Source organism: Dactylosporangium sp. NPDC006015, from assembly GCF_040614215.1.
Taxonomy (GTDB): Bacteria; Actinomycetota; Actinomycetes; order Mycobacteriales; family Micromonosporaceae; genus Dactylosporangium; species Dactylosporangium maewongense.
This window is the reverse complement of record NZ_JBEXUD010000007.1, coordinates 123,550-148,026: the sequence shown is the minus strand read 5'-3', so window position 1 is coordinate 148,026 and position 24,477 is coordinate 123,550. Positions and strand designations below refer to the sequence as shown.

The 24,477-nt window shown below is 72.8% G+C and carries 25 protein-coding genes and 1 riboswitch; of the genes, 10 read left to right on the top strand and 15 right to left on the bottom strand.

The genetic code is table 11. The features are described from left to right. Nucleotides 1-65: 65 nt before the first annotated feature. On the bottom strand, nucleotides 66-806 hold the full coding sequence (locus ABZ321_RS14800; RefSeq protein ID WP_354891230.1) for a hypothetical protein: 741 nt from the start codon (nucleotides 804-806) through the stop codon (nucleotides 66-68). 150 nt (nucleotides 807-956) lie between these two features. Then, a riboswitch (cyclic di-AMP (ydaO/yuaA leader) is annotated at nucleotides 957-1,099 on the bottom strand. A gap of 46 nt (nucleotides 1,100-1,145) precedes the next feature. Continuing rightward, nucleotides 1,146-2,660: a diguanylate cyclase gene (locus ABZ321_RS14795; RefSeq protein ID WP_354891229.1), complete on the bottom strand. Its 1,515-nt coding sequence runs from the start codon at nucleotides 2,658-2,660 to the stop codon at nucleotides 1,146-1,148. A 221-nt stretch (nucleotides 2,661-2,881) separates the two neighbouring features. Here ABZ321_RS14795 and ABZ321_RS14790 point away from each other — a divergent pair, with 221 nt between their 5' ends. Further along, on the top strand, nucleotides 2,882-3,565 hold the full coding sequence (locus ABZ321_RS14790; RefSeq protein ID WP_354891228.1) for a hypothetical protein: 684 nt from the start codon (nucleotides 2,882-2,884) through the stop codon (nucleotides 3,563-3,565). Here ABZ321_RS14790 and ABZ321_RS14785 read toward each other — a convergent pair. The 6 genes from ABZ321_RS14785 to ABZ321_RS14760 form a co-directional block, all read right to left on the bottom strand. Beyond that, nucleotides 3,502-4,641 (bottom strand): histidine kinase, encoded by a 1,140-nt coding sequence (locus ABZ321_RS14785; RefSeq protein WP_354891227.1) that lies wholly within the window; start codon nucleotides 4,639-4,641, stop codon nucleotides 3,502-3,504. The genes ABZ321_RS14790 and ABZ321_RS14785 overlap by 64 nt on opposite strands. Beyond that, on the bottom strand, nucleotides 4,638-5,303 hold the full coding sequence (locus tag ABZ321_RS14780; RefSeq protein ID WP_344511881.1) for a response regulator transcription factor: 666 nt from the start codon (nucleotides 5,301-5,303) through the stop codon (nucleotides 4,638-4,640). Before ABZ321_RS14780 ends, ABZ321_RS14785 begins: the two co-directional genes overlap by 4 nt. 23 nt (nucleotides 5,304-5,326) lie before the next feature. Beyond that, a complete protein-coding gene (locus ABZ321_RS14775) occupies nucleotides 5,327-6,544 on the bottom strand; it encodes an FAD-dependent oxidoreductase (protein WP_354891226.1) in 1,218 nt (405 codons plus the stop codon). A 68-nt stretch (nucleotides 6,545-6,612) separates the two neighbouring features. Beyond that, on the bottom strand, nucleotides 6,613-7,869 hold the full coding sequence (locus tag ABZ321_RS14770; RefSeq protein ID WP_354891225.1) for a deoxyguanosinetriphosphate triphosphohydrolase: 1,257 nt from the start codon (nucleotides 7,867-7,869) through the stop codon (nucleotides 6,613-6,615). Next, nucleotides 7,866-9,113: an AI-2E family transporter gene (locus ABZ321_RS14765; protein ID WP_354891224.1), complete on the bottom strand. Its 1,248-nt coding sequence runs from the start codon at nucleotides 9,111-9,113 to the stop codon at nucleotides 7,866-7,868. Before ABZ321_RS14765 ends, ABZ321_RS14770 begins: the two co-directional genes overlap by 4 nt. Continuing rightward, complete coding sequence (locus tag ABZ321_RS14760) at nucleotides 9,053-9,406, bottom strand: VOC family protein (protein ID WP_344511885.1); 354 nt, start codon at nucleotides 9,404-9,406, stop codon at nucleotides 9,053-9,055. Before ABZ321_RS14760 ends, ABZ321_RS14765 begins: the two co-directional genes overlap by 61 nt. 347 nt (nucleotides 9,407-9,753) lie before the next feature. Here ABZ321_RS14760 and ABZ321_RS14755 point away from each other — a divergent pair, with 347 nt between their 5' ends. From ABZ321_RS14755 to ABZ321_RS14740, 4 genes are all read left to right on the top strand, one after another. After that, the gene (locus tag ABZ321_RS14755; protein ID WP_354891223.1) at nucleotides 9,754-10,107 is read left to right on the top strand and encodes a hypothetical protein; all 354 of its coding nucleotides are present in this window, start codon (nucleotides 9,754-9,756) and stop codon (nucleotides 10,105-10,107) included. 25 nt (nucleotides 10,108-10,132) lie between these two features. Further along, nucleotides 10,133-11,254, top strand: coding sequence for a hypothetical protein (locus ABZ321_RS14750; RefSeq protein ID WP_354891222.1), 1,122 nt, complete (start codon nucleotides 10,133-10,135; stop codon nucleotides 11,252-11,254). 29 nt (nucleotides 11,255-11,283) lie between these two features. After that, nucleotides 11,284-11,709 carry a roadblock/LC7 domain-containing protein gene (locus ABZ321_RS14745; RefSeq protein WP_344511888.1) on the top strand — a complete coding sequence of 142 codons (426 nt, stop codon included), beginning with the start codon at nucleotides 11,284-11,286 and terminating at the stop codon, nucleotides 11,707-11,709. 98 nt (nucleotides 11,710-11,807) lie between these two features. Continuing rightward, nucleotides 11,808-12,179, top strand: coding sequence for a hypothetical protein (locus ABZ321_RS14740; RefSeq protein WP_344511889.1), 372 nt, complete (start codon nucleotides 11,808-11,810; stop codon nucleotides 12,177-12,179). 21 nt (nucleotides 12,180-12,200) lie between these two features. On the opposite strand, the gene ppdK is transcribed toward ABZ321_RS14740, so the two are convergent. After that, nucleotides 12,201-14,873 carry a pyruvate, phosphate dikinase gene (gene ppdK / locus ABZ321_RS14735; RefSeq protein ID WP_354891221.1) on the bottom strand — a complete coding sequence of 891 codons (2,673 nt, stop codon included), beginning with the start codon at nucleotides 14,871-14,873 and terminating at the stop codon, nucleotides 12,201-12,203. A 296-nt stretch (nucleotides 14,874-15,169) separates the two neighbouring features. On the opposite strand from ppdK, the gene dusB reads away from it, so the two are divergent. Next, the gene (dusB, locus tag ABZ321_RS14730; RefSeq protein ID WP_354891220.1) at nucleotides 15,170-16,297 is read left to right on the top strand and encodes a tRNA dihydrouridine synthase DusB; all 1,128 of its coding nucleotides are present in this window, start codon (nucleotides 15,170-15,172) and stop codon (nucleotides 16,295-16,297) included. Nucleotides 16,298-16,353: 56 nt separating this feature from the next. After that, entirely contained in the window at nucleotides 16,354-17,241 is an 888-nt protein-coding gene (locus tag ABZ321_RS14725; protein WP_354891219.1) for an NAD(P)H-binding protein, read from the top strand. 41 nt (nucleotides 17,242-17,282) lie between these two features. Here ABZ321_RS14725 and ABZ321_RS14720 read toward each other — a convergent pair whose 3' ends face one another. From ABZ321_RS14720 to ABZ321_RS14710, 3 genes are all read right to left on the bottom strand, one after another. Then, complete coding sequence (locus tag ABZ321_RS14720) at nucleotides 17,283-18,080, bottom strand: SAM-dependent methyltransferase (RefSeq protein WP_344511894.1); 798 nt, start codon at nucleotides 18,078-18,080, stop codon at nucleotides 17,283-17,285. Between the two features lie 92 nt (nucleotides 18,081-18,172). After that, nucleotides 18,173-19,183 (bottom strand): CU044_5270 family protein, encoded by a 1,011-nt coding sequence (locus ABZ321_RS14715; RefSeq protein ID WP_354891218.1) that lies wholly within the window; start codon nucleotides 19,181-19,183, stop codon nucleotides 18,173-18,175. Then, nucleotides 19,180-19,782 (bottom strand): RNA polymerase sigma factor, encoded by a 603-nt coding sequence (locus ABZ321_RS14710; RefSeq protein ID WP_354891217.1) that lies wholly within the window; start codon nucleotides 19,780-19,782, stop codon nucleotides 19,180-19,182. Before ABZ321_RS14710 ends, ABZ321_RS14715 begins: the two co-directional genes overlap by 4 nt. A gap of 85 nt (nucleotides 19,783-19,867) precedes the next feature. On the opposite strand from ABZ321_RS14710, the gene ABZ321_RS14705 reads away from it, so the two are divergent. Then, entirely contained in the window at nucleotides 19,868-20,509 is a 642-nt protein-coding gene (locus ABZ321_RS14705; protein ID WP_354891216.1) for a ricin-type beta-trefoil lectin domain protein, read from the top strand. Then, nucleotides 20,397-21,284: a zf-HC2 domain-containing protein gene (locus ABZ321_RS14700; RefSeq protein WP_354891215.1), complete on the top strand. Its 888-nt coding sequence runs from the start codon at nucleotides 20,397-20,399 to the stop codon at nucleotides 21,282-21,284. Before ABZ321_RS14705 ends, ABZ321_RS14700 begins: the two co-directional genes overlap by 113 nt. Here ABZ321_RS14700 and cobF read toward each other — a convergent pair. Then, nucleotides 21,281-22,036, bottom strand: a complete 756-nt coding sequence (gene cobF / locus ABZ321_RS14695) for a precorrin-6A synthase (deacetylating) (protein WP_354891214.1) — start codon at nucleotides 22,034-22,036, stop codon at nucleotides 21,281-21,283. The genes ABZ321_RS14700 and cobF overlap by 4 nt on opposite strands. Nucleotides 22,037-22,082: 46 nt before the next feature. Between cobF and ABZ321_RS14690 the strand changes: the two genes are divergently transcribed. Next, nucleotides 22,083-23,135, top strand: a complete 1,053-nt coding sequence (locus ABZ321_RS14690) for a methyltransferase domain-containing protein (RefSeq protein WP_354891213.1) — start codon at nucleotides 22,083-22,085, stop codon at nucleotides 23,133-23,135. Nucleotides 23,136-23,179: 44 nt separating this feature from the next. On the opposite strand, the gene ABZ321_RS14685 is transcribed toward ABZ321_RS14690, so the two are convergent. Both ABZ321_RS14685 and ABZ321_RS14680 read right to left on the bottom strand, forming a co-directional pair. Further along, nucleotides 23,180-23,668, bottom strand: a complete 489-nt coding sequence (locus tag ABZ321_RS14685; RefSeq protein ID WP_354891212.1) for a hypothetical protein — start codon at nucleotides 23,666-23,668, stop codon at nucleotides 23,180-23,182. Nucleotides 23,669-23,722: 54 nt separating this feature from the next. Next, entirely contained in the window at nucleotides 23,723-24,454 is a 732-nt protein-coding gene (locus tag ABZ321_RS14680; RefSeq protein ID WP_354891211.1) for a histidine phosphatase family protein, read from the bottom strand. Nucleotides 24,455-24,477 lie beyond the last annotated feature (23 nt).

The window sequence follows — 24,477 nt, the reverse complement described above, 5'->3', positions numbered from 1 at the left end:
GACCCATGAACCGGCGCCTGACCGGCGCGACCCGAGAAGGCGCGCCGGCCGGGTGCGGGTGAGCGTCAGGAGAGGGCGGCGACCACCTGCTCCGCGCGGGTGGCGTGCTTCTGGTACGCGCCCGGGAACGCCGACCGCTGCACCGCCTGGGCCGCGGCGGTCACGCTCATCCGCTGCCAGCCCTCGACCCGGTTGAGGGCGTTGTAGAAGAGCATCGCGGAGTGGGCGGGGTTCATCAGCTCGGCGACGGTGCCCCAGCCCTGGCTGGCCCGCTGCTGGAAGAGCCCGACCGAGTCGTGGTCGGTCGAGGTGCCGTCGTGCGGCAGCCCGAGGGACGCGGGCACGGCGGAGCTGGCGACGTTGTACAGGTCGCTCTCCTGCATCGCCGTCGCGATCGCCACGACCAGGGCCCGGTCGGGCATGCCCTGCGCCCGGCCCTGCTTGACGATGATCGCGGCGTTGTCCATCTGCCGCTGGTCGAGGCCGGCGACGGGCTTGACGACCGGCGGCGCCGGCGGCACGGGCGCGGCGGGCACCGCGACGGCCAGGGGCCCCGTCGCGGGCGCCGGCGCCGCATCGGCGGAGGGCGCGGACGACGGCCCCGAAGCGGACAGGGACGACGGCGACGGCCAGGACCAGGCGGCCGCGGACTCGGCATACGCGGGGCCGGTGAACATCGACGCCGGCGAGTCAGCCGGCAGGGTGCCCAGCAGCGTGGCGGACAGGACGGCGACCGAGACGGTGCCGGCCCTGGCGCCGAGCACGGGCACCAGCCGGCGATGTCGCGGGTGGAACTGGCGTGGCAACACCTTCAATATGGGCTTCACTACTGATGTTTCCTTCGTTTGCAGGCAGAAGACATGCGGCATCGGCACGCCGCCCGAGGACGGCATGCTGGAAGGGGGGAACCAGTGGTGAGGTGTTACGAGGGCGCGCGGGCGGCCGGCATCGACGCAGACTCCTTCCGGTGCCGCCTACCGGGTTAGCTGACGGGTTCGGGCGGGAAGTTTCGCCCTACCGCGGCCAGGCCGCGGATACACCCCAGAGGACGCGCATGGGTCCCCGGCTCGCGAAGATCGCGACTCGACGGCGCCCGCCCGGCAGCACCGATGCGGTGCAGGTCGACCGGAGCGGACTCAACGACCCTACTGGGCCGTCTCGGGCCGGGCCAACCGCAGCAACGGCAATCCACCCTGAGCACCCGGACGCTCACCGAACGCCGTCACCCGTCTGGTCACCTCGCCGGCGTGACGACCGCCCTTGACCAGGTACATCGCGCGGTCGGCGGCCCGCAGCGCGGCGCCCGCGTCCTCGACCGTGTCATCGATCACGGCCACGCCGACGCTGACCCTGACCCGCATGATCTGCCCCTGGTGCGTGACGGGTGCGCAGACGGCGCGTTCGAGGCGGTCGACCAGCACGCCGAGGTCGCCGGCGGCGACGTTGCCCATGAGGACGACGAACTCGTCGCCGCCGAGGCGCGCGACGGTGTCGGTGGGCCGCACCAGCGACTGGAGGCGCTGCGCGACGGCGACGAGGACCGCGTCGCCGGCCTCGTGGCCGAGGGTGTCGTTGACGATTTTGAAGTCGTCGAGATCGCAGAAGAACAGCGCGCTGATCACCTGCTCGGTGCGGGCCCGCCGGATCGCGGCCGCGAGGGGTTCGGCGACGGCCTCGCGGTTGGCCAGGCCGGTCAGCGGGTCGCGGGAGGCCCTGCGCACCAGGTCGGCCTCGGTGGCCTTGCGGCTGGTGATGTCCTGCACCTGCGTGATCGCGAACGCGGGCGACCCGGCGACCACCGACATCGTCGCGGAGATCCAGATCGTCTCGCCGTCGCCGCGGACGCAGCGCACCTCGTAGTCGCGGATCGTGCCGGCGCCGCCGGCGAACACCTCCCGGCTGCGCTCGAAGTCGTCAGGGTGGATGAAGTCGCCGAAGCGCATCGAGACGAGCACGTCCTCGTCCCGCCCGAGCAGCTCGCACAGCGCGGGGTTGACCCGGACGAGGCGGGTCGTGTCGGCTCCCTCCAGGCCGATCATGCACATGCCGGTGCCGGCGCCGTTGAACGCGAGCCGGAACGCGGCCTCGCTCGCCTCCAGGTGCTGCCGCTCCCGGCGCAGCGCCTCGACCAGGTTGGCGTTGTTGATCGCGATGCCGGCCTGCGCGGCGAGCATCTCCAGCAGCTCGCGCTGGAACGCGCCGGGCCGCCTGCCGTCGGCGGGCAGGTCGACGCTGAGCACGCCGACGAGCGAGCCGTCGGGCGCGCACAGCGGCGCGAACAGGGCGTCGAGGGGGTGCCAGCGCTCCTCCTCCGGGATGCCGTCCGCGCCGTCGGGGGCGGCGGGGATCCAGGACTGGATGCCGTCGTTGTGCCGCTCGTGCGGCAGGAACCGCAGCTGCCCCCACTCGTCGGCGGCGGCGAGGTGCGCGTCGAACTCCGCCGCCGGGTACCGGACGCCGAGCAGCTCCGCCCGCGCCTCCTCGGACCCGGCGATGGCGACCGCCTCGTACACACCCTCCGGATGCAGGTAGTTGACCACGGCGGCGCCGAACCCGACGTGCTCGACGACGGCGTCGGCAATCCGGTTCAACGTCTCGACGACGGTGCTGCCGGTGTTGATCCGCCCCGTGATCCGGTAGACGGAACGGATGGCGGCCATCGCCATGTCCCGATCTCGATCCACGGCTCGCCTACCCCGATCCGGCCGACCCTGCAGCCCTCACATCGACGCAACGCCTCCGATCCTAAGCAATTGCGGGCGCGGTCCGCCGCCACGCGGACCCGGGTCAGCGCCGCGGCTGACGACGGCGCGGCGGCGGCCGGCTTACGGTTCCGGCTCGACATCCCGTCGAGCCACACAAAATCGCCTGAAAGGTCGCCATGCCACACAAACTCCGCCGCCTCGTCGCCGGGGGCTGCCTGGTCGCCGCCCCGCTGGTGTACGTGGCGGGCCTGCTCACCGACCCCGCGCTGCGCGCCGGCGACGCCGCGGACGGCGCGTACGGCCGCCACCCCGGTCAGGTCTCGGTGAGCGCCGCGCTGCTGCACTGGAGCTGGGTCCTGCTCGTGCCCGGCATCATCGGCATGATCCACCTGGTCCGCCGGCGCGCCGTGCTCTTCGGGCACATCGCCGGGCTCGTCGCGCTGCTGGGCGTCGTCAACTTCTCCGCGCTGATGCTCGGCGACTTCTTCTACGCCCGGCTCGAGGCGGACCTCGGCACCGCGGCGGGCGACCGCCTCGCCGACGCCGCCTTCGCCGCCGGCGGGGCACAGTGGGGGTTCCAGGTGCCGGGCTTCCTCGGGCTGCTCGGGGTGCTCCTGCTGGGGTTGGCGCTCGCGTACGACCGGCGCGTCCCCTGGTGGGCACCGCCGGCGATGCTGGCCGGGATGCTGGCCGGCCCCGTCTACCCGATCGGCATGATCGCCGGCAGCCTGCTCTACATCGCGGGCTCGGGTGTGATCGGCGTACGGATGCTGCGGATGACCGACGCCGAGTGGGCTCAGGAGCCGGTGGCGGGCGGGACCGCCGCGGCGCCGAGCGGGAACGTGGCCGCGACGGTGTAGCCACCGCCGGGCCGGGGCCCCGCGTGGAGGGTGCCGCCGTGCAGGGCCGCCCGCTCCCGCATCCCGGCGAGCCCGTGCCCCGTGCCGGCGACCGCGGCCGACCCGTCGTCGCTGACCTCGACGGTCAGCGCGGGCGGCGGGAAGCCGATCGTCACCTCCACCGTCGCGGCCCGGGCGTGCTTGAGCGTGTTGGTCAGCGCCTCCTGGACCACGCGGTACGCGGCCAGCCCGAGCGCCGGCGGCACCGGGCGCGGCGTGCCGGTCGTGCCGATCCTGACGTCGAGGCCGGCGGCGCGCAGCGGCGCGGCGAGCCGGTCCAGCTGGTCGAGGCCGACCGGCGCCCGCCCGTCACGCAGGACGCCGAGCAGCATCCGCAGCTCCTCGACCGTCTCCCGGCCGGCCCGCTCGACGCTGTGCAGCAGGTCGCGTTCCCGTTCGCGGGCGGGGTCGCCGGCCAGCAGCATCCGCACCCCGCCGGCCTGCAACGTCATCAGGCTGACGTGGTGGGAGATGACGTCGTGCAGCTCCCGCGCGATGCGGGTGCGCTCCTGCGCGGCGGCGACCGCGGCCCGCTCGGCCATCCGGATCGTCCGCTCCGTCTGGCGCCGCAGCAGGACGCCGCTGCCGTACGCGACGCCCATGAAGATCGCGCCGATCAGTCCCTCCGCGAGGTCCTGCCCCGGCAGCGTCTGCAGCAGGGCGTAGGCGGCCAGGACGGTGGCGGCGCCGGCGGCCCGGGCCCGCCGCCCTGACGCCGCGCTGCCCACGGTGTGCACGAGGATGAGGTTGGAGTAGAACTGCCAGGCGGTGAGCGGGTAGTCGTCGTCCAGCACCGCGAACCGGAACAGAGCTGACAGCGCCGTCAGCGCGGCGAGGGTCGCGACCGGGAACCGGCGGCGCGGCAGCAGGATCACGCCGGCGAGCAGCGCCCCGGCGGCGACGAGCCCGGGCCGGTGCACCTGCCCCGGGCCGGCACCGGCCCGCCCGTACGCCTCGACGACACCGGCCCCGGCGACCGCGAGCGCCAGCACGGCGTCGAGCCAGGACGGCCGCGACGGCCCGGGAGCGCCGGTCATCCGCCCGGCCGGACGAGGCCCGCCTCGTAGCCGTACACCACGGCCTGAATCCGGTCGCGCAGCCCGAGCTTGGTGAAGATCCGGCCGACGTGGGTGCGGACCGTCGCCTCCCCCATCAGCAGCCGCGCGCCGATCTCGGCGTTGGACAGCCCGCGGACGAGCTGCTCGAGGACCTCCCGCTCCCGCCCGGTCAGCGTGTCCAGCGCGGGCGGCGCCACGGGCTCGGGGCGGGCGGCGAACGACGCGATCACCCGGGTGGTCACCGCCGGGTCGATGAGCGCGTCGCCGGCCGCCGCGATCCTGACCGCGTCGACGAGCTGCTCCGGCGGTGACACCTTCAGCAGGAACCCGCTGACCCCGAGCCGCAGCGCCGCGTGCAGGTGCTCGTCGGTGTCGAACATGGTGAGCAGCACGACCTTCGGCGGCCGCGGCCCGGCGAGCACCTCCCGGGCCGCGGCCAGCCCGTCCAGCCGCGGCATGGCGATGTCCATCACGAGCACGTCGGGCCGCAGCCGCTGGACGGCCGCGACCGCCTCCACGCCGTCGGACGCCTCGCCGACGACGGTGATCGATCCGGCGGCCGCCGTCTCCACGACCAGCCGCAGGCCGGCCCGGATCATCGCCTGATCATCGGCGATGACCAGCCTGACCTGCTCAGACATACCTGCAGGATAGCCAGCGCGGGCTAGCCCAGCAGCTCGCCCAGCGGCACCTTCGGGTCCTCGAGGCGGACCAGGTCGACGGTGGTGCCGGCCCAGCCGGCGCGGACGAGGGCCTGGATGTCGTCGGTGACGTCCCAGACGTTGACGTTCATGCCGGCGAGGACGCGGCCGTCCTGGACCCAGAAGGCGATGAACCCGTCCGCGACCGAGGTGCCGCCGCGGAAGACGACCCGGTCGTAGCCGCCGGGTGCGACGAAGCCGGAGTACTCCATGCCGAGTTCGAACTGGTCGGAGTAGAAGTACGGCACCCGGTCGTAGGTGGCGTCGCCGAGCAGGGACTTCGCCGCGACCTTGCCGCCGTTGAGGGCGTTGGCCCAGTGCTCGACGCGGATGCGCCGGCGCAGGCCGGGGTGGTCGAGGTTGACGACGTCACCGGCGGCGTAGATGTCGGGGTCGGAGGTGCGCAGGGCGGCGTCGACGAGGATGCCGTTGTCGACCTCGAGACCGGCGTCGACGGCGAGCTCGGTGTTGGGCTGGATGCCGACCCCGACGACGGCGACGTCCGCGGGCAGCTCCGTGCCGTCGGCGAGCACGACCGACCGCAGCTTGCCGTCGGCGCCGCGGAACTCCGCCACGGAGGCGCCGAAGCGGAACTCGACGCCGTTGGCGCGGTGCAGGTCGGCGAAGACGGTGGCGACCTCGTCGCCGAGGACCCGCTGCAGGGGCAGGTCGGCGACCTCGACGACGGTGACGGTCGCGCCGTGCTTGCGGGCCGCGGCGGCGGTCTCCAGGCCGATCCAGCCGGCGCCGACCACGACCACGCGCTCGGCGCTGCCCAGGTGCGCCAGCAGCGCGTCGGACTCGTCGACGGTGCGCAGGTAGCGCACGCCGGTCAGGTCGGCGCCCGGCACGTCGAGGGTGCGGACCCGGGAGCCGGTGGTGAGCAGCAGCTTGTCGTAGTGCAGCTCGTCAACGCCGTCGAGGGTGACGGTGTGCGCGGACGGGTCGACGCGGGTGACCCGGGTGGCGAGGCGCAGGTCGACGCCGTTCTCGGCGTACCACGACTCGGGGTGGACGAACGCCTTCTCACGGGCGTCCTTGTCGCCCTGCAGGTAACCCTTGGACAGCGGGGGCCGCTCGTAGGGGCGCTCGGTCTCCTCGCCGATCAGCACGATCCGGCCGGTGAAGCCCTCGGCGCGCAGCGTCTCCGCCGCCTTCGCCCCCGCGAGGCTCGCGCCCACGATCACAAATGTCCGCTCGTCAGCCATACGTCCCAGCCTTCCCTACCGGTCCGCGATCCGCCAAGGGTTCACACGCCCGCGGAACCCGCCGGATCCAGCAGCCGCTGGTGCCAGGCCGTGGCGGACAGGTCGGTGAGGCTGGCCACCTGGTCGATGACGACCCGCAGCCGGGCCGCGTCGTCGGGGGCCGCCCGCCACATCGGGGCGAAGACTGCGTCGAGGCCGTCCGGCGCACGGTCCGCCAGTGCGGCCACGAGCTCCTGGAGGACCGTGACCTCCTGCGCGTAACGCTGCTTCGAGCCCGGGCGGCGCATCACGTACCGCAGTGCCATCCCCTTCAGCAGCGCGCACTGCGCCCGCACGACGGGCGGGACGACCAGGTCGGCCTCGTAGCGGCGGACCGGCGCGTCGCCGTGCGCGGCCCGGGTGGCGGACACGGCGGCCGCCGCGAAGCGCCCGGTGAGCACGCTCGTCACCCGCTTGAGGGCGACCTGCGCGGCGTGGCTGCCGTCGTAGTGGCCCAGCGGCACGAGGACCGGGTCGGCGAGCAGGTCGAGCAGGACGGTCTCCAGGTCCGCGGCGCGCTCGGAGGAGTACGCGGCGGCGACGTCCTCGCACAGCGCGGCCCGCTCGCCGCCGTCGGCGCGCAGCGTGGCGAGGTTGACGTAGCCGCCGTGGACGCCGTCCTCGACGTCGTGCACCGAGTAGGCGACGTCGTCGGCCCAGTCCATGACCTGCGCCTCGAGGCATCGTCCGGCATCGGTGCGGCCCGCGCGCAGCCATTCGAAGACGGCCGCGTCGTCGGCGTACACGCCGAACTTGCGGTAGCCGTCGCGCCGCGGCCACGGGTACTTCGACACCGCGTCGAGCGAGGCCCGGGTGAGGTTCAGCCCGGCGGAGGCGCCGTCCGGCACGAGGACCTTGGCCTCCAGCCGGGTGAGGACCCGCAGGGTCTGCGCGTTGCCCTCGAAGCCGCCGCATGCCTGGGCGACCTCGTCGAGGGCGTCCTCGCCGTTGTGCCCGAACGGCGGGTGGCCGAGGTCGTGGGCGAGCCCGGCGGTGTCGACCACGTCGGGGTCGCAGCCGAGCCGGGCGCCCATCTCCCGGGCGATCTGCGCGACCTCCAGGGAGTGGGTGAGCCTGGTGCGCAGGAACGCGTCGGCGCCCGCCGTGTGCACCTGGGTCTTCGCGGCGAGGCGGCGGAACCCGGCGGAGTGCAGCACGCGGGCCCGGTCCCGCTGAAACGGGCTGCGGCCGTTGTCCGCGCTGGTCGTGGTGCGGTCCTTCTGCGGCTCGTGCACGTAGCGTTCCGCGTCCGGGTTCACGTGTCGAGCTTAGAGGTCTTCCCGGGTTCTTCGTCCCGCGCCGCAGGAACCGGATCGGACGGCGACGCGGGCGCCTCGCGACCGGCAGACGCCTCGCCGGCGGCGGGTGGGGCACGGCCGGCGGGTGGCTCGTCGGCGGCGGGTGGGGCACGGCCGGCGGGTGGCTCGTCGAGGGCGTCGACCATCGGCGTCATCAGCACCTTGATCGCCGCGACGACCGGGATCGCCATGAGTGCGCCGACGACGCCGAGGACCGCGCCGCCGGCGAGCGCCGCCAGCAGCACGGCGATCGGCGACAGGTCCACGGTGCCGCGCAGGACCCGCGGGGCGATCAGGTAGTTCTCCAGCTGCTGGTACAGCAGGAAGAACGCGACCACGACGATGGCGGCCGGCCAGAGCCCACGGGTCACCAGCGCGACGACCGTGCAGCCGACCGCGCCGACGGTGGCGCCGATGAGCGGGATCAGGTCGGTGACCGCGACGAAGAAGGCGAGCGGCAGCGCGAACGGCACGTCCAGCAGGAACAGGCAGGCGAACGACGACACCCCGGCGAACAGCGAGATGATCAGGTTGCCGATCATGTAGCCGCCGACCTTGTCGATCACGACGTCGATCGCCTGCGCCGCGTGGGGGCGGCCCCGCCGGGGCACGAGCCGCACGACGCCGCGACGGATCCGGGGCAGGTCGGCCATGAAGTAGACCGTGAGCACGGTGACCAGCAGGACGTTGAGGACGGCGCTGAAGATGCCGGTGATCACGCCGAGCGCGCCGCCGCCGATCCTGCCCGGCAGGGTCCTGGCGAGCTCGGTGAGCTTCGCCGTCAGTCCGTAGCGGTCGGCCACCTCGCGATAGGCCCGTGACCGTTCGGGCAGCTCCCGCAGGTACTGCGGGACGTTGCGCAACAGGTCGCCGGCCTGCCCGACCAGCGGCGGGGCCAGCGACCAGACGAACCCGGCCAGCAGCGCCACGGCGAGCACCATGATCACGGCGACCGCGACCGGGCGGCGCACCCCGCGGCGGACCAGCAGCCGCACCGCCGGGTCGAGGCTGACGGCGACGAAGACGGCGACCGCGACCTGCACGAGGATCTGCCGGACGTTGTACAGCGCGAACGCGCCGGCCGCGACGGTCAGCAGGCCGAGCCCGGTGGCGACGGCCCGACGGTACGCCCGGCCGAAGTCCGTTACCGGGGGTGGCGCAGGATGCAGAACTCGTTGCCTTCCGGGTCGGCGAGGACGAGCCATTCGGCGTCCTCGTGCTGACCGACGTCCACGTGGCGGGCGCCCATGTTGACCAGGCGCTCGATCTCGGCGTCGAGGTCGTCGGGGCGCAGGTCGAGGTGGAGCCGGTTCTTGGCGTGCTTGGGGTCCTGGTGGCGCAGGAAGATCAGCCGTGGGTGGCCGTCGGCGCCGGGGCCGACCACGACCTCCCGCGCGGACACGCTCTCGACCCGCTGGTCGAGGACCTCGGCCCACCATCGGCCGAGCCGCTCGGGGTCGAGCGCATCGACGATCAAGGCATCCCACCGGCTCCCCATGCGCACCTCCGTGGACGGCGTGGGGACCCACCATACGCCGCGCCGTCGGGCGTCGCAGCCATGCCGGAACGCGTGGGGGGGACGGCACTTTAGTCGCTTCCCGACCCCCATGTCCCGTAAACGTGCAAATTGCAAAAAGCAGTAACCGATCGGATCAGCGTTATCGCCCGAACGCACGGAGTAGATGATCAAGTGGCTTGGGGTAATTTGCCGGAAGCGCATCGTTACGGCCTCTCCCTCACTTTCTGCCGCTGTGCGCCACTTCCTCCTGCCCGCCGGGCTTGTACCGGCCCCGCCCGCGAACGGGAGACTCCGTGCCTGCTATCGATGACTGCCTGCGACGCGCCATGACGATCCGGGGGGCGATCGGGGCCAGCCTCATCGACTACACGACCGGACAGTCGCTGGGCATGCAGGGCGGACAGGAGCAGGTCGCGCCGCACGCCGACCCGGCCGCGGCGGCGCTGGGCACCGCGAGCGTCATCCACGCCGCGATGCAGACCGCCGCGTACGCCCCGGCGGTGCCCGGCGACACGGTCGAGGACGTCATCATCAGCACCTCGGCGGCATATCACCTGATCAGGCCCGTCAGGACCGGCTTCGACTCGCGGCTGGTGCTCTACGTGTGGCTCGACCGGGCAGAAGGCAACCTGGCCATCGCAAGGCGCCGGATCCGCACCCTCGCCGAGGAACTTGCATGATGACAAGTATGTCGGAGGTGGCGGCGTGACCAGTCGGGGCAGGGCGACCGTGAAGGACGGGCGGCAGCAGCCCAAGCTCGGCCGTGGCGTCACCCCGGTGAAGGCGCTCCAGCAGCTCGCCGGCCTCGGCGTGACCGGCGCGATGACCGTCGTCGGCCAGCCCGGCGGCGTGATCTTCCTCCGCGACGGCCTGGTCAACGGCGTCGAGTCGCCGGCCGCGCCGAGCGTCGACCGGCTGCTCACCGCCGCCGGGGTGGTCGACGAGCGGGTGTGGGAGACGATCCCGTCCCGGCCGGCCAGAGCCCTCGTGGAGGGCGGGCACCTCAGCGCGGCCGAGGTCGAGCTGTGCGCGATCAACGCGTTGTACGACGCGGCCTGGTTCGTGCTGTCCACCGAGCGGGCCGAGCTGCGCTTCGCCCCGGACATCGAGCACTGGCTCGGCGCCGAGAGCACCGTGACGGCGGACCAGTTGTGCGACCATGTCGCCCGGCAACGGCGCATCCTCGACGAGGTGCACCCCTCTGACGTCACTGACACAGCCGCGGTCAGGCCGGTCCTGCGACCGGGCCTGGACCGTGTGCTGCTGTCCGGGCTGCAGTGGGAGATCGTGCTGCACGCCGATGGGCAGCGCACCCCGCAGGACCTGGCCGGCCTGCTGGGGCGCTCCGCGTACGCGGTGACCCTCGACGTGCGGCGGCTCGCGGCGGCGGGCCTGATCGAGTCGCCGCCGCCCACCGGGGACGAGCTCCCGTCGTCGTCAGCGCCGTCGTCGACGCCGTCCTCGTCGGTGGTTGCGGCGTCGGTACCGGCGGCGCCGGCGTCTTCCCCGTCGGCGGATCCGGCGTCGGTACCGGCGGCGCGGGCGGCAACGGCGTCGCCTCCGGCCTCGTCGTCATCGCCATCGGCCGCGACGGGATCGGCCGCGGCGGGGCAGCCGGCCGGCTCGGCACCGGTCAGCGGCGGCGGCGAGGAGTTCCTGCCGCAGCGGGTGCCGGGGACGTTCACGTTCGAGGATCCGGCGACCGACACCCGCAGGCACCTGCCGGCGGGGGTCACCGCCCTGGCGGTGCTGCCGGGCGCGATCGACAAGGCACCCGACGACACGCTGCTCAAACGCATCCGCTCGGCGCTGCAGTCCCTGCGATGAGCCGACCGGGAGATGGAGGTAACGCGACGATGACCACCGATGCGGAACTGCGCGGCGCGCTCCTGCTGGAGCTCGGTCGCCTGCGCCGGGCCGTGCCGGAGCTCACCGGGTGCCTGGTCGCCAGCACCGACGGTCTGCTGATCGTCGACGAGGCCGAGACGGTCGTCGCCGAGGGGATCGCCGCGCTCGCGGCGGCGTGCCTCGGCGTCAGCCAGCGGATCGCCGACAGCGCCGGCCAGGACGACTTCCAGGAGGTGTTGATCAGCAGCATGGGCGGGCACGTCGCCATGTACATGGCCGGCCACGGCGCCGTGCTGGTGCTGCTGGCCGCCGCCGACGCGAACGTCGGGAGGCTGCACCACGAGGCGCGACGGTCGATCAGCGTGGTGTCCCACGTGGTGGCCACCGCCGCGCTCACCTTCGCGCAGGCGATCCCGGAGCCGGCCCGGTGGTAGGCCGCAACGGCGGGGCACACCGGCGACCCAGGCGAACGAACGAACCAACCCCCCAGACCATCGACAGTCCCCCCACGAACAAGCTCACGGAGGTAGCCATGGCGGACATGGAAACGGCGCTCAAGGAACTCATGACCATCGACGGCGCGATCGGCGTCGCGCTGGTGGACTACAACAGCGGCATGGCGCTCGGCGTGCTCGGCGGTTCGAAGGACCTGGACCTGACCGTGGCGGCGGCCGGCAACACCGACGTGGTCCGCGCCAAGATGCGCACCATCGAGATGCTGAACCTCAAGGACGGCATCGAGGACATCCTCATCACGTTGAACAACCAGTACCACCTGATCAGGCCCCTCACCGGGCGCTCCGGCAAGGGGCTGTTCCTGTACCTGGCGGTGCTGCGGTCCCGGGCCAACCTCGCGCTGGCCCGGCACCAGCTGGCCCGCGTCGAGGAGGACCTCGACGTCTGACCTCAGCGCAGCGGTTCCGCCCTAACGGGTGTCGGAGGTCGACTGCTCGGCGACAGCCGCGCGGCCGGCCTCCAACCGCGCCACGGGCACGCGGAACGGTGAACACGACACGTAGTCCAGGCCCACCTCGTGGAAGAAGTGCACCGACTCCGGGTCGCCGCCGTGCTCGCCGCAGACCCCGAAGTGCAGCTCCGGCCGGGCCGCCCGGCCCTCGTCGACCGCGATCCGCACGAGCCGGCCGACGCCGTCACGGTCGATGGACTCGAACGGTGACACACCGAAGATGCCGAGCTCCAGGTACCGCCAGAAGAACGCCCCCTCGACGTCGTCGCGGGAGAAGCCCCACCCCATCTGGGTGAGGTCGTTGGTCCCGAACGAGAAGAAGTCGGCGGCCTGGGCGATGTCCCCCGCGGTCAGCGCGGCCCTCGGCACCTCGATCATCGTGCCGATCTTCACGTCGACGTCGTGCTCACCGATGATCTTCTCGGCCTCGGCGCGGATCGTCTCCAGCTCCTGCACCGCACCGACCAGCGGCACCATGATCTCCGGGTGCGCGCCGTCGACCTGCGCGGCGGCCTCGACGATCGCCCGCACCTGCATCGCGAACAGGCCGGGGATGACCAGCCCGAGCCGCACGCCGCGCAGCCCCAGCATCGGGTTCTCCTCGTGCATGCGGCGCACCGCGTCCAGCAGGTCCTTGTCGTGCCCCGGGTCCTGGCCGCGCTCCTCCGCGACGGCGACCTTCACCGCGAGGTCCTCCAGCGGCGGCAGGAACTCGTGCAGCGGCGGGTCGATGAGCCGCACCGTCACCGGCAGGTCCCGCATCTCGCGGAAGAGCTCGACGAAGTCGGCCCGTTGCAGCGGCAGCAGCTCCTCCAGCGCCGCGTCGCGGTCCTCCGCGGTGCGGGCCAGGATGAGCCGCTCGACGAGGGACCGGCGCTCGCCGAGGAACATGTGCTCGGTGCGGCACAGCCCGATGCCCTGCGCCCCGAACCGGCGGGCCCGCGCCGCGTCCTCGCCCGTGTCGGCGTTGGTGCGCACCCTCAGCCTTCTGCTGCCGTCCGCGTGGGTGAGGACCCGGTGCACCGCGCTGACGAGCGGGTCGGCCTCGGCGTCGAGGGTGCCTTCGAAGTACTGCACGACCGGCGACGGCTGGACGGGCACCTCGCCGAGGTAGACGCGGCCGGTGGTGCCGTCGACGGAGATGACGTCCCCCTCGGACACCACGTGACCGTCCACCGTGAACTGTCCCTTGTGGAGGTTCACGTCGAGGTCGTCGGCGCCGCACACGCACGTCTTGCCCATGCCGCGGGCGACCACCGCCGCATGCGACGTCTTGCCGCCGCGGCTGGTCAGGATCCCCTGCGCGGCGATCATGCCGGGCAGGTCGTCGGGGTTGGTCTCCCGGCGCACCAGGATGACCTGCTCCCCCTCCTTCGCCATGGCCACCGCGTGCTTGGCGTCGAACACGGCCTTGCCGACCGCCGCGCCCGGCGACGCGCCGACCCCGCGGGTGAGCTGCTCGGGCTCCTGGGAGAGGTCGAACGTCGGGAACATCAGCTGCGCCAGCTGGGCGCCGTTGACCCGGCGCAGCGCCTCGTCGAGGTCGATGACGCCCTCGTCGACGAGCTGCGTGGCGATGACGAACGCGGCCGCCGCGGTCCGCTTGCCGACGCGCGTCTGCAGCATCCACAGCTTGCCGCGCTCGATGGTGAACTCGATGTCGCACAGGTCGCGGTAGTGCTCCTCGAGCTTCGCCATGATCTTCAGGAGTTCGTCGTACGACTTCTCGTCCTTGTCGGCGAGCTCCTGCAGCGGGATCGTGTTGCGGATGCCGGCGACGACGTCCTCACCCTGGGCGTTGGCGAGGTAGTCGCCGTAGACGCCCGGCTCACCCGTCGCGGGGTCCCGGGTGAAGGCCACGCCCGTGCCGGAGTCGGCGCCCAGGTTGCCGAAGACCATCGCGACCACGTTGACGGCGGTGCCGAGGTCGGTCGGGATCCGCTCCTGCCGCCGGTACAGCACGGCGCGGTCGGCGTTCCAGGACCGGAAGACGGCGCTGACGGCAAGGTCGAGCTGCTCGCGCGGGTCCTGCGGGAAGTCGCGGCCGGTGTGCTCGCGGAAGATCTCCTTGTACGTCCGCACCAGCGCCTTCAGCGCGGCGGCGTCGAGGCCCAGGTCGTCCTTCGTCTTCGCGGCGTGCTTCGCGTCGTCGAGCGCGTGCTCGAACTCCTCGCCGGGCACGTCACACACGGTCTTGCCGAACATCTGGATCAGCCGCCGGTAGGAGTCCCAGGCGAACCGCTCGTCCCCGCCGGCCTGCGCGGCGAGCCCGTCGACGCTGCGGTCGGTGAGCCCGACGTTGAGCACCGTCTCCATCATGCCGGGCATGGAGAACTTCGCCCCCGACCGCACACTCACCAGCAGCGGGTCGTGCTGGTCGCCGAGCCGGCGGCCCATCTTCGCCTCGAGGGCGGCGAGGTGCTCGCCCACCTGCGGGTCCATGCCCTCCGGCGGACGGCCGGTCTTCAGGAACTCCCGGCACGCGTCGGTGGTGATCGTGAACCCCGGCGGCACCGGCAGGCCGAGGTTGGTCATCTCGGCGAGGTTGGCTCCCTTGCCGCCGAGAAGGTCCTTGAGATCCCGGTTACCCTCTTCGAAGTCATAGACGAACTTCTCCACTGAAGCCTCCATGGTTGACTGATCCATCGTTAGGGTTCCCGTGTGCGGGACACCGTAAAGCGGCGTTCCGAGCTTTGGCATGGCCTTGAGACAAGTCGCACAAGGAACGGCACATTCGCCTCTTACGGGTGCAGTTGGGAGCGCTCCACCAAGCACCTTCGCGCATCGTTGCGTTTCGTGTCCGTTTTACGGCTTCCGCATTCCCGCACGTCGCGACGCTTGGACCTGCTCCATCTCCCGGCTTTTCGATCACTTCCGAGCATCGTTTGTGCGCGCTGCCATCGGCTATCTGAGTAGCCCGGCATGGCATGCTCGAAGGCGTGACGTTGAAGCTCGGTCCCTATGTCGTCGACCCGCCCGTGGTGCTCGCCCCCATGGCGGGCATCACCAACGTCGCCTTCCGGCAACTCTGCCGCGAGCAGGGTGCCGGCCTCTACGTCTGCGAGATGATCACCACCCGCGCCCTGGTCGAGCGCAACCCCAAGACCATGAGCATGATCCAGTTCGGCGCTCTGGAGAAGCCGAGGAGCCTGCAGCTGTACGGCGTGGACCCCGCCACCATCCGCAAGGCCGTCGAGATGGTCGTCGAGCAGGACCTCGCCGACCACATCGACATGAACTTCGGCTGCTCCGTCCCGAAGGTGACCCGCCGCGGCGGCGGCTCAGCCCTTCCTTGGAAACGGCGCTTGTTCCGCGACATCGTGACGTCGGCCGTCGAAGGCGCCCAGGGCCTACCGGTGACCATCAAGATGCGCATCGGCATCGACGACGACCACCAGACCATGCTCGACGCAGGGCGCATCGCCCAGGACGCGGGCGTGGCATGGGTGGCCCTGCACGCCCGCACCGCCGCCCAGCGCTACTCCGGAACAGCCAACTGGGACGCGATCGCTTCGCTGAAGTCCTCTTTGGACATCCCGGTCCTGGGCAACGGCGACATCTGGGAAGCTTCGGATGCGCTGGACATGATGTCCCAGACAGGCTGCGACGGCGTGGTCATCGGCCGCGGCTGCCTCGGCCGCCCCTGGCTCTTCGCCGACCTGGCTGCCGCCTTCGCCGGCCGCACCGACCGCGTCCTACCCACCCAGGGCGAGGTCGCTGCCCTGATGCTCCGCCACGCCACCCTCCTCGTCGAATGGTGGGGCCGCGAAAAGGAAGGCGTGACAGACTTCCGCAAACACGTCGCCTGGTACCTGAAGGGCTTCCCGGCAGGCGGCGAACTCCGTGCCGCCATGGCCACGTCCTCATCCCTGACCGAACTCGGCGCCCTGCTGTCCCAGCTGGACCCCGACGTCCCGTTCCCCCGCGAGATCCTCGGCCAACCGAGAGGCCGCACCGGCACCCCGGCAAAGGTCATCCTCCCCCAGAACTGGCTCGACGACCCCGACGACGACACCATCCCCGAAGGCGCCGAACTCGACGACTCCGGCGGCTGAGGGACCATTCGCCGGGGGTGGCGGTGGGCGGGCGTGGATGGGCCGAGCATGGGGGCATGGCGCGGGACACGGTGCTGGTCACCGGGGCGGCGGGTGGGGTCGGGTCCGTCGGGCGGACGGTTGTGGAGCTGTTGCGGGAGCGCGGTGTGCCGGTCAGGGCGATGGTGCACCGGGAGGACGGGCGGGCCGAGGCGCTGCGGGCGACCGGGGCCGAGGTCGTGGCCGGGGACCTCACCGACGCGGGTGACGTCGTGCGGGCGCTCGACGGCTGTGGGCGGGTGTACTTCGGGATGGGCGTGTCGGCGGGGTACCTGCAGGCGACCGTCACCGTCGCGGCCGCGTCGCGGGAGGTGGGGCGGCTCGCGGTGCTGGTCAACATGTCGCAGATGACGGTGTCGGAGATGACGCTCACCAGTACCGCGGAGTCGGCGCAACAGCGGATGCACCTGCTGGGTGAGCGGGTGCTGGACTGGTCCGGGCTGCCGGTCGTGCAGGTGCGGCCGACCGTGTTCCTCGAGAACCCGCTCTTCAGGGTCACCGGTGGGGAGCTGCGGCTGCCGTTCGGGCAGGCGCGGACCTCGCCGGTCGCGGCGCGTGACGTCGCGGGGGTCGTCGCCGCGGTTCTGGGCGAGCCCGGGCCGCACGTGGGGAAGGTGTACGAGCTGACGGGGCCGCGGTCGCAGGACATGACCGCGATGGCGGCGGAGATCGCGGCCGCGGTGGGGCGGCCGGTCGCCTACGTCGACGTGCCGATGCGGCAGTGGATCGACGAGACGCTGGCGCCGCTCGGGCTGCCGGAGCACCTGCGCGACCACCTGGTCACCATGGCGAAGCTGCACCGCGAAGGCCGGTACGACCGACTGACCCACGACGTCGAGGCGATCCTCGGCCGCCCGCCCACCGCCGTCCGCGACGCCGTCGCCGTTGCCGGCGCCGGAGTCTGACCGGGCTCAGCCGGAGAACCCCAGAGTCAGGTCGGCGGGGGTCACGGCTTGCGGCCCACCGCCGCGTACATGGCGACGTCCGCGGGGGTGGCGTCGGGGTAGGCGTCGCGCCAGTCGCTGACCGCGACAATCCCCGGCGGCACGAGGTCGAGCCCCTCGAAGAAGGCGCCGAACTCCGCCGCGGTGCGGGCGTAGCCGTCGGTGCGTCCCGCGGCGAACATCGCCCGGTACGCGGCCGCGCCCGCCTCGTCGGCGAAGTCCACGGTCGCGTTCGTGGCGACCAGGTAGCTGCCGGAGGGCAGCGCCGACAGCAGGGTCCGCACGATCGGCAGCGCCTCGGCGTCGGTGTGGATGAAGTGCAGAATCGCCACGAGGAGCAGGCCGACCGGCTGGTCCAGGTCGAGGGTGGCGCGCAGGTCCGGGTGGGCCAGGATCGCGGCGGGATCGCGCAGGTCCGCCTCCAGGTAGGCGGTCCTTCCCTCGGGTGTACCGGTGAGCAGCGCCCTCGCGTGGGTCAGCACGATCGGGTCGTTGTCGACGTAGACGACGCGGGACGCGGGGGCGGCGCGCTGCGCGAGCTCGTGCGTGTTGTCCGGGACGGGCAGGCCGGTGCCGATGTCGAGGAACTGCCGGACACCGGCCTCCTGCGCCAGGAACCGCACGGCGCCGCGCAGGAACGCCCGGTTGGCCAGGACGGCGGTGCGCACGGTCGGGAACGCGGCGGCGATCTCGTCGCCGGAGGCGCGGTCGGCGGCGAAGTGGTCCTTGCCGCCGAGCCAGTAGTTGTAGCGGCGGGCAGGGTGCGGCACCGTCGTGTCGATCCGGTCCTGTCCGGTCACGACCGACCCCTCACCGTGAGCGACGTCGAAGCGTCGATGCCGCCGAGATTAGTCGATACGTGCCGCACCCGTGCCCGCCCCCCGTGCAACTTCTAGCAGCCCTCCTGCTTCGGCCCCGGCTGCGCGGCCGGCGCCGTGTCGGCCACGGTCACGGACAGCTGCGCGGTGCCGCCGACCTGGGCGCCGCTCTCGTTGACGGTCCGCGAGCCGAGGAACGCGAACGTGACCGGGTCGAAGATCAGGTCACGGCGCCACCCGTCGGGGCCGACGCGGCCGACGGCGGTGCCGGTGCGGCCCGCGGTGTCCTGCGCGTCGCCGACGAGCGTGGCGCCGGGGATGAGCTTCAGCGCCTGGAACACCGCCGCGTGCTGCGCCGCGGGCATCGGGGCCGCGGCCAGCTCGATGCCGGCCTTCCACAGGTAGTGGTTCTTGTCGGCGCCGCCGCCGGGGAACCGGGCGAAGACCTTCAGCATGCCCTGGGCGTCGGCGGGCAGGGTGCCGTAGTACGCGTAGTCCCGCCGGGTCACGTCGCCCTTCACGGGGCACAGGACGCGCACGTCGACGCTGCCGGCCTTGGGAAGGTCCGCCGGGAGCGGCTGCCCCGGGTACGGGCGGGGCTCCAGCTGCTCGGTCCTGGACACGCCCGGCTTCGAGTTGTCGGACGCGACCCAGGTCGTGACCTTCATCGCGTACAGGAAGCGCCCGCCCTCGCCGAGCTCCGCCATGTCGGACATCAGCGACTCGGTGACGACGAACTGTCCCGGTCCCGGGTTGATCGCGCCGGGCGCCGCGGCCGCCAGGTCGAGCAGCTCCGCGACCGAGACGGGCCTGATCTTCACGGCCGGCGGGGCGGACGAGCCGGCGGCCGGCGGCGACCCACCGGCCACCCGCGGCGTGGGCGTGGGGGCCGAGGTCATCATGACGGCCACGGCGACGGCGGCCGCCGCGGTGGCGAGCCCGGCGGCGAAGATGAGCGGCCGGTGCGACCGGGGCCGCGGCGCCGACGCGCGCATCGCCGTCACGAACGCCCGCTCGGCACGCGTCACGTCGGCCATCTCGGGCACCTCGCTGCGGAAGTCGCGCAGTGGTTGCAGGTCGTTCACAGGTCCTCCTGAATGGATGTCGGGTCCGCCCCGCCGAGTGCCGCGCGCATCCTGCTTCGAGCCCGGTTCACCCGGGACCGCACCGTTCCCACGGGCACGCCGAGCGCGACCGCGATCTCCTCGTACGTGAGGTCGCCCCACGCGACCAGCAGCAGCGCGTCGCGGTACACCGGACGCAGCGCCGCCAGCGCCGCGGCGAGCCGCCGGTCGACGGCCCCCGCACCCAGCCGCGCGTCGCTGGACACCTCGAACGCCTCCGTCACCGGGTCGACGCCGGTGCGTTCGAGGGCCTTGAGCGCCCGGATCTCGGCGCGCCGGTGCCGGCCCACCAGGTTGGTGGCGATGCCGAACAGCCACGGCCGGGCGTCGAGCCGGTCCACGGCGTAGCGGTGCCGCTGCCGGAACGCCGCGAGGAACACGTCGGCGCAGACGTCCTCGGCGACGGACGGGCCGAGGCGGCGGGTCACGTACCGCTGGATCACCGGCGCGTGCCGGCGGAAGATCTGTGCGAAGAGCTCGGGCTCATCCTTGGACCGCGCGATGATCACGGCGTCGCCCACCGGTTCGGTGGCCACCGCCGTCTCGGTTGGTCTGGTCATCGGACATCAGGCCTCTCGGCTGTCGGTCAGTACATCTGGTACTTGCCCGACAGCCGAGAGACGGTTCCCGACTTTCTCAGATCACGTGAACGGTCCGCCCAGCCACTGCGGGAGCGCGTTCTGCCAGCGGAAGGACTTGCCGTCGCCGAAGTCGCCGCTGGCGCTCTACACCGGCGACACCGCGACCGGCACCCCAGCCGGCACCCCGGCCGGCACGGCCGCCCCGGTCGTCTACGCCGCCGGCGGGTTCGACGCCAACACGGTCCCGGCCGTCACCGGCGCCGACATCAACACCGACGGCAAGCCCGACCTCTGGGCCGACTCGCGCGGCACCGCGCTCGACGCCCGCCTCAACACCGGCGCCAACGCCCTCGCCGCGGCGGTCACCAACCAGCTCGGCAACCAGGGCCTGCTGAAGTCGGCGTACGCCGGGTACTGCGTGGACAACAAGGGCAGCGCCACCACCGCCGGCAACCCGATCCAGCTGTACAGCTGCAACGGCGGCCCGCTGTCGCAGTGGTGGACGATGACCAGCGACGGCGCGCTGCGCCTCGGCACGATGTGTCTCGACGTCAAGAGCAGCGGCACCGCCAACAACACGCCGGTGCAGCCTGGTGGCACCCACGATCGCCGCCGGCGCCGGGAACTTTCCGGACGCCGGCGGCGACTACCCGTCCGTGGAGTGCATGCGGTTCCGGGAAGCGCTGTCCGCCCGGATGGACGGTGAGGAAGAGCCGGTCGCGCCGGCGCTGGTCGACGCGCACCTGTCGCACTGCGGCGGGTGCCGGCAGTTTCAGCGGGACGCGGTCGCGGCGACGCGGCTGGTCCGGCTCCAACCCTTGCACGCCGCGCCGATCCCGGCGGAGCGCCTGCTGGCGGGCTTCTCCGACCAGCCTTCCGGGGCACGGTCCTTCGTCCTGCCGTCCTTTCGCGGGCGGTCCTTCTTCAAACGGTCGCGGCTGGTGTACGCGCTGCGGGTGCTGCTCGGTGCCTTCGGCGCGGCGCAGTTCCTGCTCGGCATCGCCCAGGCCGCGAACGCTGCGACCACGCACGCGCACCAGGCCGGCCACGTGTTCCACGAGTCGGCGGCCTGGAACGTGGCGATCGGCGCCGGCTTCGCCTGGATCGCGACCCGGCGGGCCACCCCGGCGGGGGCGCTGCCGATGCTGACGGCGTTCGTGGCCCTGCTCGCGCTGCTGTCGGCCAACGACCTGCTCGCCGGCGCGGTCGAGACGGCGCGGCTGGTGAGCCACGGGTTCGTCCTCGCCGGCTACGCCATCGTGCTCGCCCTGTCCCGGCCCGCCCTCGACCCGGCCGGCCCGCCGTCGGACCGGCAGCGCCCGCCGCGCCGCTGGGGGCGCCCGCCCGCGCTCGACGAGGTCCCGCCGCCGCCCGCTCCCGCTCCCGCGCCGCTGCGCCTGGTGCCTGGCCCCGCCTCCCGCCTCGACCGGGCCGTCTCTTGCGGGGACCGGGCCGCCTCTTTGGGAGACCGGGCCGCCTAGACCCGTCGTAGCAGGTACGTGTCCATGATCCAGCCCTTGCGGGCGCGGGCCTCCCGCCGGACCGTCTCGATCTCGTCGATCACCTTCCCGAGCCGCCCGGCGACGAGCAGCTCGTCCGGCGTGCCGAGGTACGCGCCCCAGTAGATGTCGACGTCCTCGTCCCGGTACGCCCGGCAGGCGAGGTCCGCGTCCAGCATGACGACGACGTCGTCGCACCCCTCCGGCCAGCCCGCGCCGAGCCGCCGCCCGGTGGTGATGTGGACCGCCCCGGCGACCCGGTTCAGCATGATTCTGTGCCGGGCGGTGAGCGCCTGCACGCTGGTGATGCCCGGGATGACGTCATAGCCGACCGCCACATTGCCCCGCGCGGCGATCGTGTCCAGGATGCGGATCGTGCCGTCGTACAGCGCCGGGTCACCCCAGGCGAGGATCCCGCCGACCCCGTCCTCACCGAGCTCGGCGAGCAGCGCCTCCTCGATCAGCCTGGCCCGCTCGTCCCGCCAGTCCCGCACCGCCCGCTCGTAGTCGGCCGCGGTCCTGTCCCTGGGCGGATCGGCGATGACCACCGTCCGGAACTCCCGCTCCGTCGCGAACCGGTCGCAGATCTCCCGCCGCGCCTCGGTCAGGTCGGCGGTCGTGTCCCCCTTGTCCAGCACGAAGAACACATCGACCGCGTTCATGGCGTTGATTGCCTGCACGGTCACGTGCTCCGGGTCGCCCGCGCCGATTCCGATGATCAGTACCTTCCGCACCGCCCCATGATGTCAGGCCCCGCCCGCCCCTCTGCATGATGGACCGATGACACAGGACCGCTGGGACGAGGTCATGACCCTCCTCGTGGAGTCCGTCCCCGCCGGCCGCGCGACAGTGGTCGTCGACGGCACGGACGCCACGACCGGCCCGGTGGCCGACCGCCTCGCCGCCGCCCTCCGCGCCGCCGGCCGCCCCACCACCCGCTCATCGACCGCCACTGGTCCACTGGCCACCGCTCGATCTGCGGTTGCCACCGGTTCAATGGGCGCCGCCGGCTCAGCGGCTGCCACCGGCTCGGCGGGCGCCGCCGGCGAGGTGTTCGTGGCCGATGGGGCTGAGGCTCGGGCGGGGGCGCCGGACGGGTGGGACGTGGTGGTCTGGTTGCGCACCTCGCGGCGCGAGCACGCCGCCGACGGGGCGCGGGGCGACACGGCGGACGTCGTCGTCGACCTGCACGACCCCGCGTGGCCCGTGATCCGGCACGTCGACCCGCGGCTGCTCGACCGGCGCCGCTGGCACCTCGTGGAGTCCCGCGCGTTCTTCGGCGTACGCGCCGGCACGTGGGACGCGAAGTTCGGCGACGACCTGCCCGCGTACGCCGCGGCCGTCGAGGCCGCCGGCCTGCCACCGGGCGGGGTCGTCGTCGACGCCGGCTGCGGCACCGGCCGCGCCCTGCCCGCCCTGCGCACCGCGGTCGGCCCGTCCGGCACGGTCATCGGCCTCGACCACACGCCGCAGATGCTCGCCAAGGCCCAGGAGAAGGGCAACACCGGACTGGTCCTCGCCGACGCCGGCAGGCTGCCCTTCGCCGACGGAAGCATCGACGCCGTGTTCGCCGCGGGTCTCGTCATGCACCTGCCGGACCCCGTCGACGGCCTGCGCGAACTCGCCCGGGTCACCAGGCCCGGCGGCCGCCTCGTGCTCTTCCACCCAACGGGCCGCGCCGCCCTCGCCGCCCGCCACGGCCGCGTCCTGCGCCCCGACGACCCCCTCGCCGAAGCCTCCTTGGCCGCGACGGCCACCCTGTCCGGCTGGCGCCTCACCACCTACGACGACGCCGCCGACCACTTCCTCGCCCTGGCCGACCGCCTCCCCTGACGTTGCCCCGCCGGTCGGTCAGTGCCGACGGGCGGACGGCCGTGTTACGAGGTGGGGGTGTGACGGGCGGCGAGGAGGCCGCGGGCCACCAGGAACTCCCTAGCCTCGGCGGCGGCGGCCGGAGGCAGCTCCGTCCATGGCAGGACCAACGGGTTGATCTTTGCGACGGTCAGGATCCAGAACTCGGGTGTCTCCTTGACCGCCTGGACCGACTCCCAGGTGTACCCGACGTTGAGGCTCTTGGTGTGCGCCTGCACGTCGACGTCGGTCAGGTCGTACGTCACCGTCTCGCCGAGCAGGCCGGTCTTCGCCTGCGCCGCGGCGCGCGAGACGAGCCACGGGAAGCAGAACACCCCGGCGCCGATCGCGGCCGGCGCGGCACCCGACGCGACGTCATTGGCGAACATGACGATCCCGACAGCGGCGAGGACCGCCCCCAGGACGTACAGGCGCAGCAGTTTGCCGCCCATGGTGGCCCTGATGGCTCGACGCGCCCGACCCGGCTCCGGCTCGACCGTGAAGCTGATTCGCATCTTTCCCCCATCGACGCGCACACGGTACACCGGCGTGATCGGCACTGGGGGGCCTCACATCCCGTCGGTGGCGGAGCCGACCGTCCAGTAGACCCGGTTGTAGTCCTCCAGCTCCAGCCGGTCGCCGGACTCCGCCACCCGGTAGGTCGTGACGCCGCAGTTCCCCGGCGTCTGACCCTCCGGCCAGCGCTGCGCCTCCTGGTAGCCCCACCGCTCCAGCAGGAACCGGAAGCACCGCAGCGTCCCGCCGTGCGTGACCACCATGACCTTCTGCCCCGCCCGGTCGCGGAACAGCGTGTCCAGGAACGTGTGCACCCGCCCCGTCACGTCCGCGAGGCTCTCCCCGCCAGGTGGCCGCGCCATGAACCCGCCGAACGTCTGCCAGTACTCGTTCAGCCACGGGAACGCCGCTTCCGCCTCCGCCGTCGTCATGTCGTAGGCGAAGCCCGGATCCCGCTCCCGCACGAAGATGTTGGTCCGGACCCGCATCCGCTCCAGCTCCGCCGCCGGATACGCCGCGAGCAGGCCCTCAGCGGTCTGCACCGTCCGCGCGTACCCGCTGGTGTACACGTAGTCGAACACCCCGAACCGCTCCCGGATCGCGTGCCCCGTCTGCTCCGCCTGCTTGCGCCCGTCGGCCGTCAGCTCGATCAGGTGATCCGGCACGCCCCGCACCACCTGCCGCGCCGCGTCGTCGGCGAAGTAGACGCTGCCCTTCTTCGCCTGGTTACGCGCCGATTCGGCATGCCGCACGAGCACCAGCAACGCCGGCCGTTTCGCTTCCATCTCCGGATGCCTCTTCTCTGAAC

Bases quoted from the DNA above. Each gene is read 5' to 3' on its own strand.
- ABZ321_RS14725 (WP_354891219.1), top strand. From the start codon at position 16,354: ATGGCGCGGGACACGGTGCTGGTCACCGGGGCGGCGGGTGGGGTCGGG.
- ABZ321_RS14755 (WP_354891223.1), top strand. From the start codon at position 9,754: ATGACGATCCGGGGGGCGATCGGGGCCAGCCTCATCGACTACACGACC.
- ABZ321_RS14760 (WP_344511885.1), bottom strand. From the start codon at position 9,406: ATGGGGAGCCGGTGGGATGCCTTGATCGTCGATGCGCTCGACCCCGAG.
- ABZ321_RS14685 (WP_354891212.1), bottom strand. From the start codon at position 23,668: ATGCGAATCAGCTTCACGGTCGAGCCGGAGCCGGGTCGGGCGCGTCGA.
- ABZ321_RS14790 (WP_354891228.1), top strand. From the start codon at position 2,882: ATGCCACACAAACTCCGCCGCCTCGTCGCCGGGGGCTGCCTGGTCGCC.
- ABZ321_RS14795 (WP_354891229.1), bottom strand. From the start codon at position 2,660: ATGGCCGCCATCCGTTCCGTCTACCGGATCACGGGGCGGATCAACACC.
- ABZ321_RS14765 (WP_354891224.1), bottom strand. From the start codon at position 9,113: ATGGCTCGTCCTCGCCGACCCGGAAGGCAACGAGTTCTGCATCCTGCG.
- ABZ321_RS14680 (WP_354891211.1), bottom strand. From the start codon at position 24,454: ATGGAAGCGAAACGGCCGGCGTTGCTGGTGCTCGTGCGGCATGCCGAA.
- ABZ321_RS14690 (WP_354891213.1), top strand. From the start codon at position 22,083: ATGACACAGGACCGCTGGGACGAGGTCATGACCCTCCTCGTGGAGTCC.
- ABZ321_RS14785 (WP_354891227.1), bottom strand. From the start codon at position 4,641: ATGACCGGCGCTCCCGGGCCGTCGCGGCCGTCCTGGCTCGACGCCGTG.
- ABZ321_RS14745 (WP_344511888.1), top strand. From the start codon at position 11,284: ATGACCACCGATGCGGAACTGCGCGGCGCGCTCCTGCTGGAGCTCGGT.
- ABZ321_RS14780 (WP_344511881.1), bottom strand. From the start codon at position 5,303: ATGTCTGAGCAGGTCAGGCTGGTCATCGCCGATGATCAGGCGATGATC.
- ppdK (WP_354891221.1), bottom strand. From the start codon at position 14,873: ATGGAGGCTTCAGTGGAGAAGTTCGTCTATGACTTCGAAGAGGGTAAC.
- ABZ321_RS14740 (WP_344511889.1), top strand. From the start codon at position 11,808: ATGGCGGACATGGAAACGGCGCTCAAGGAACTCATGACCATCGACGGC.
- dusB (WP_354891220.1), top strand. From the start codon at position 15,170: ATGCTCGAAGGCGTGACGTTGAAGCTCGGTCCCTATGTCGTCGACCCG.
- ABZ321_RS14710 (WP_354891217.1), bottom strand. From the start codon at position 19,782: ATGACCAGACCAACCGAGACGGCGGTGGCCACCGAACCGGTGGGCGAC.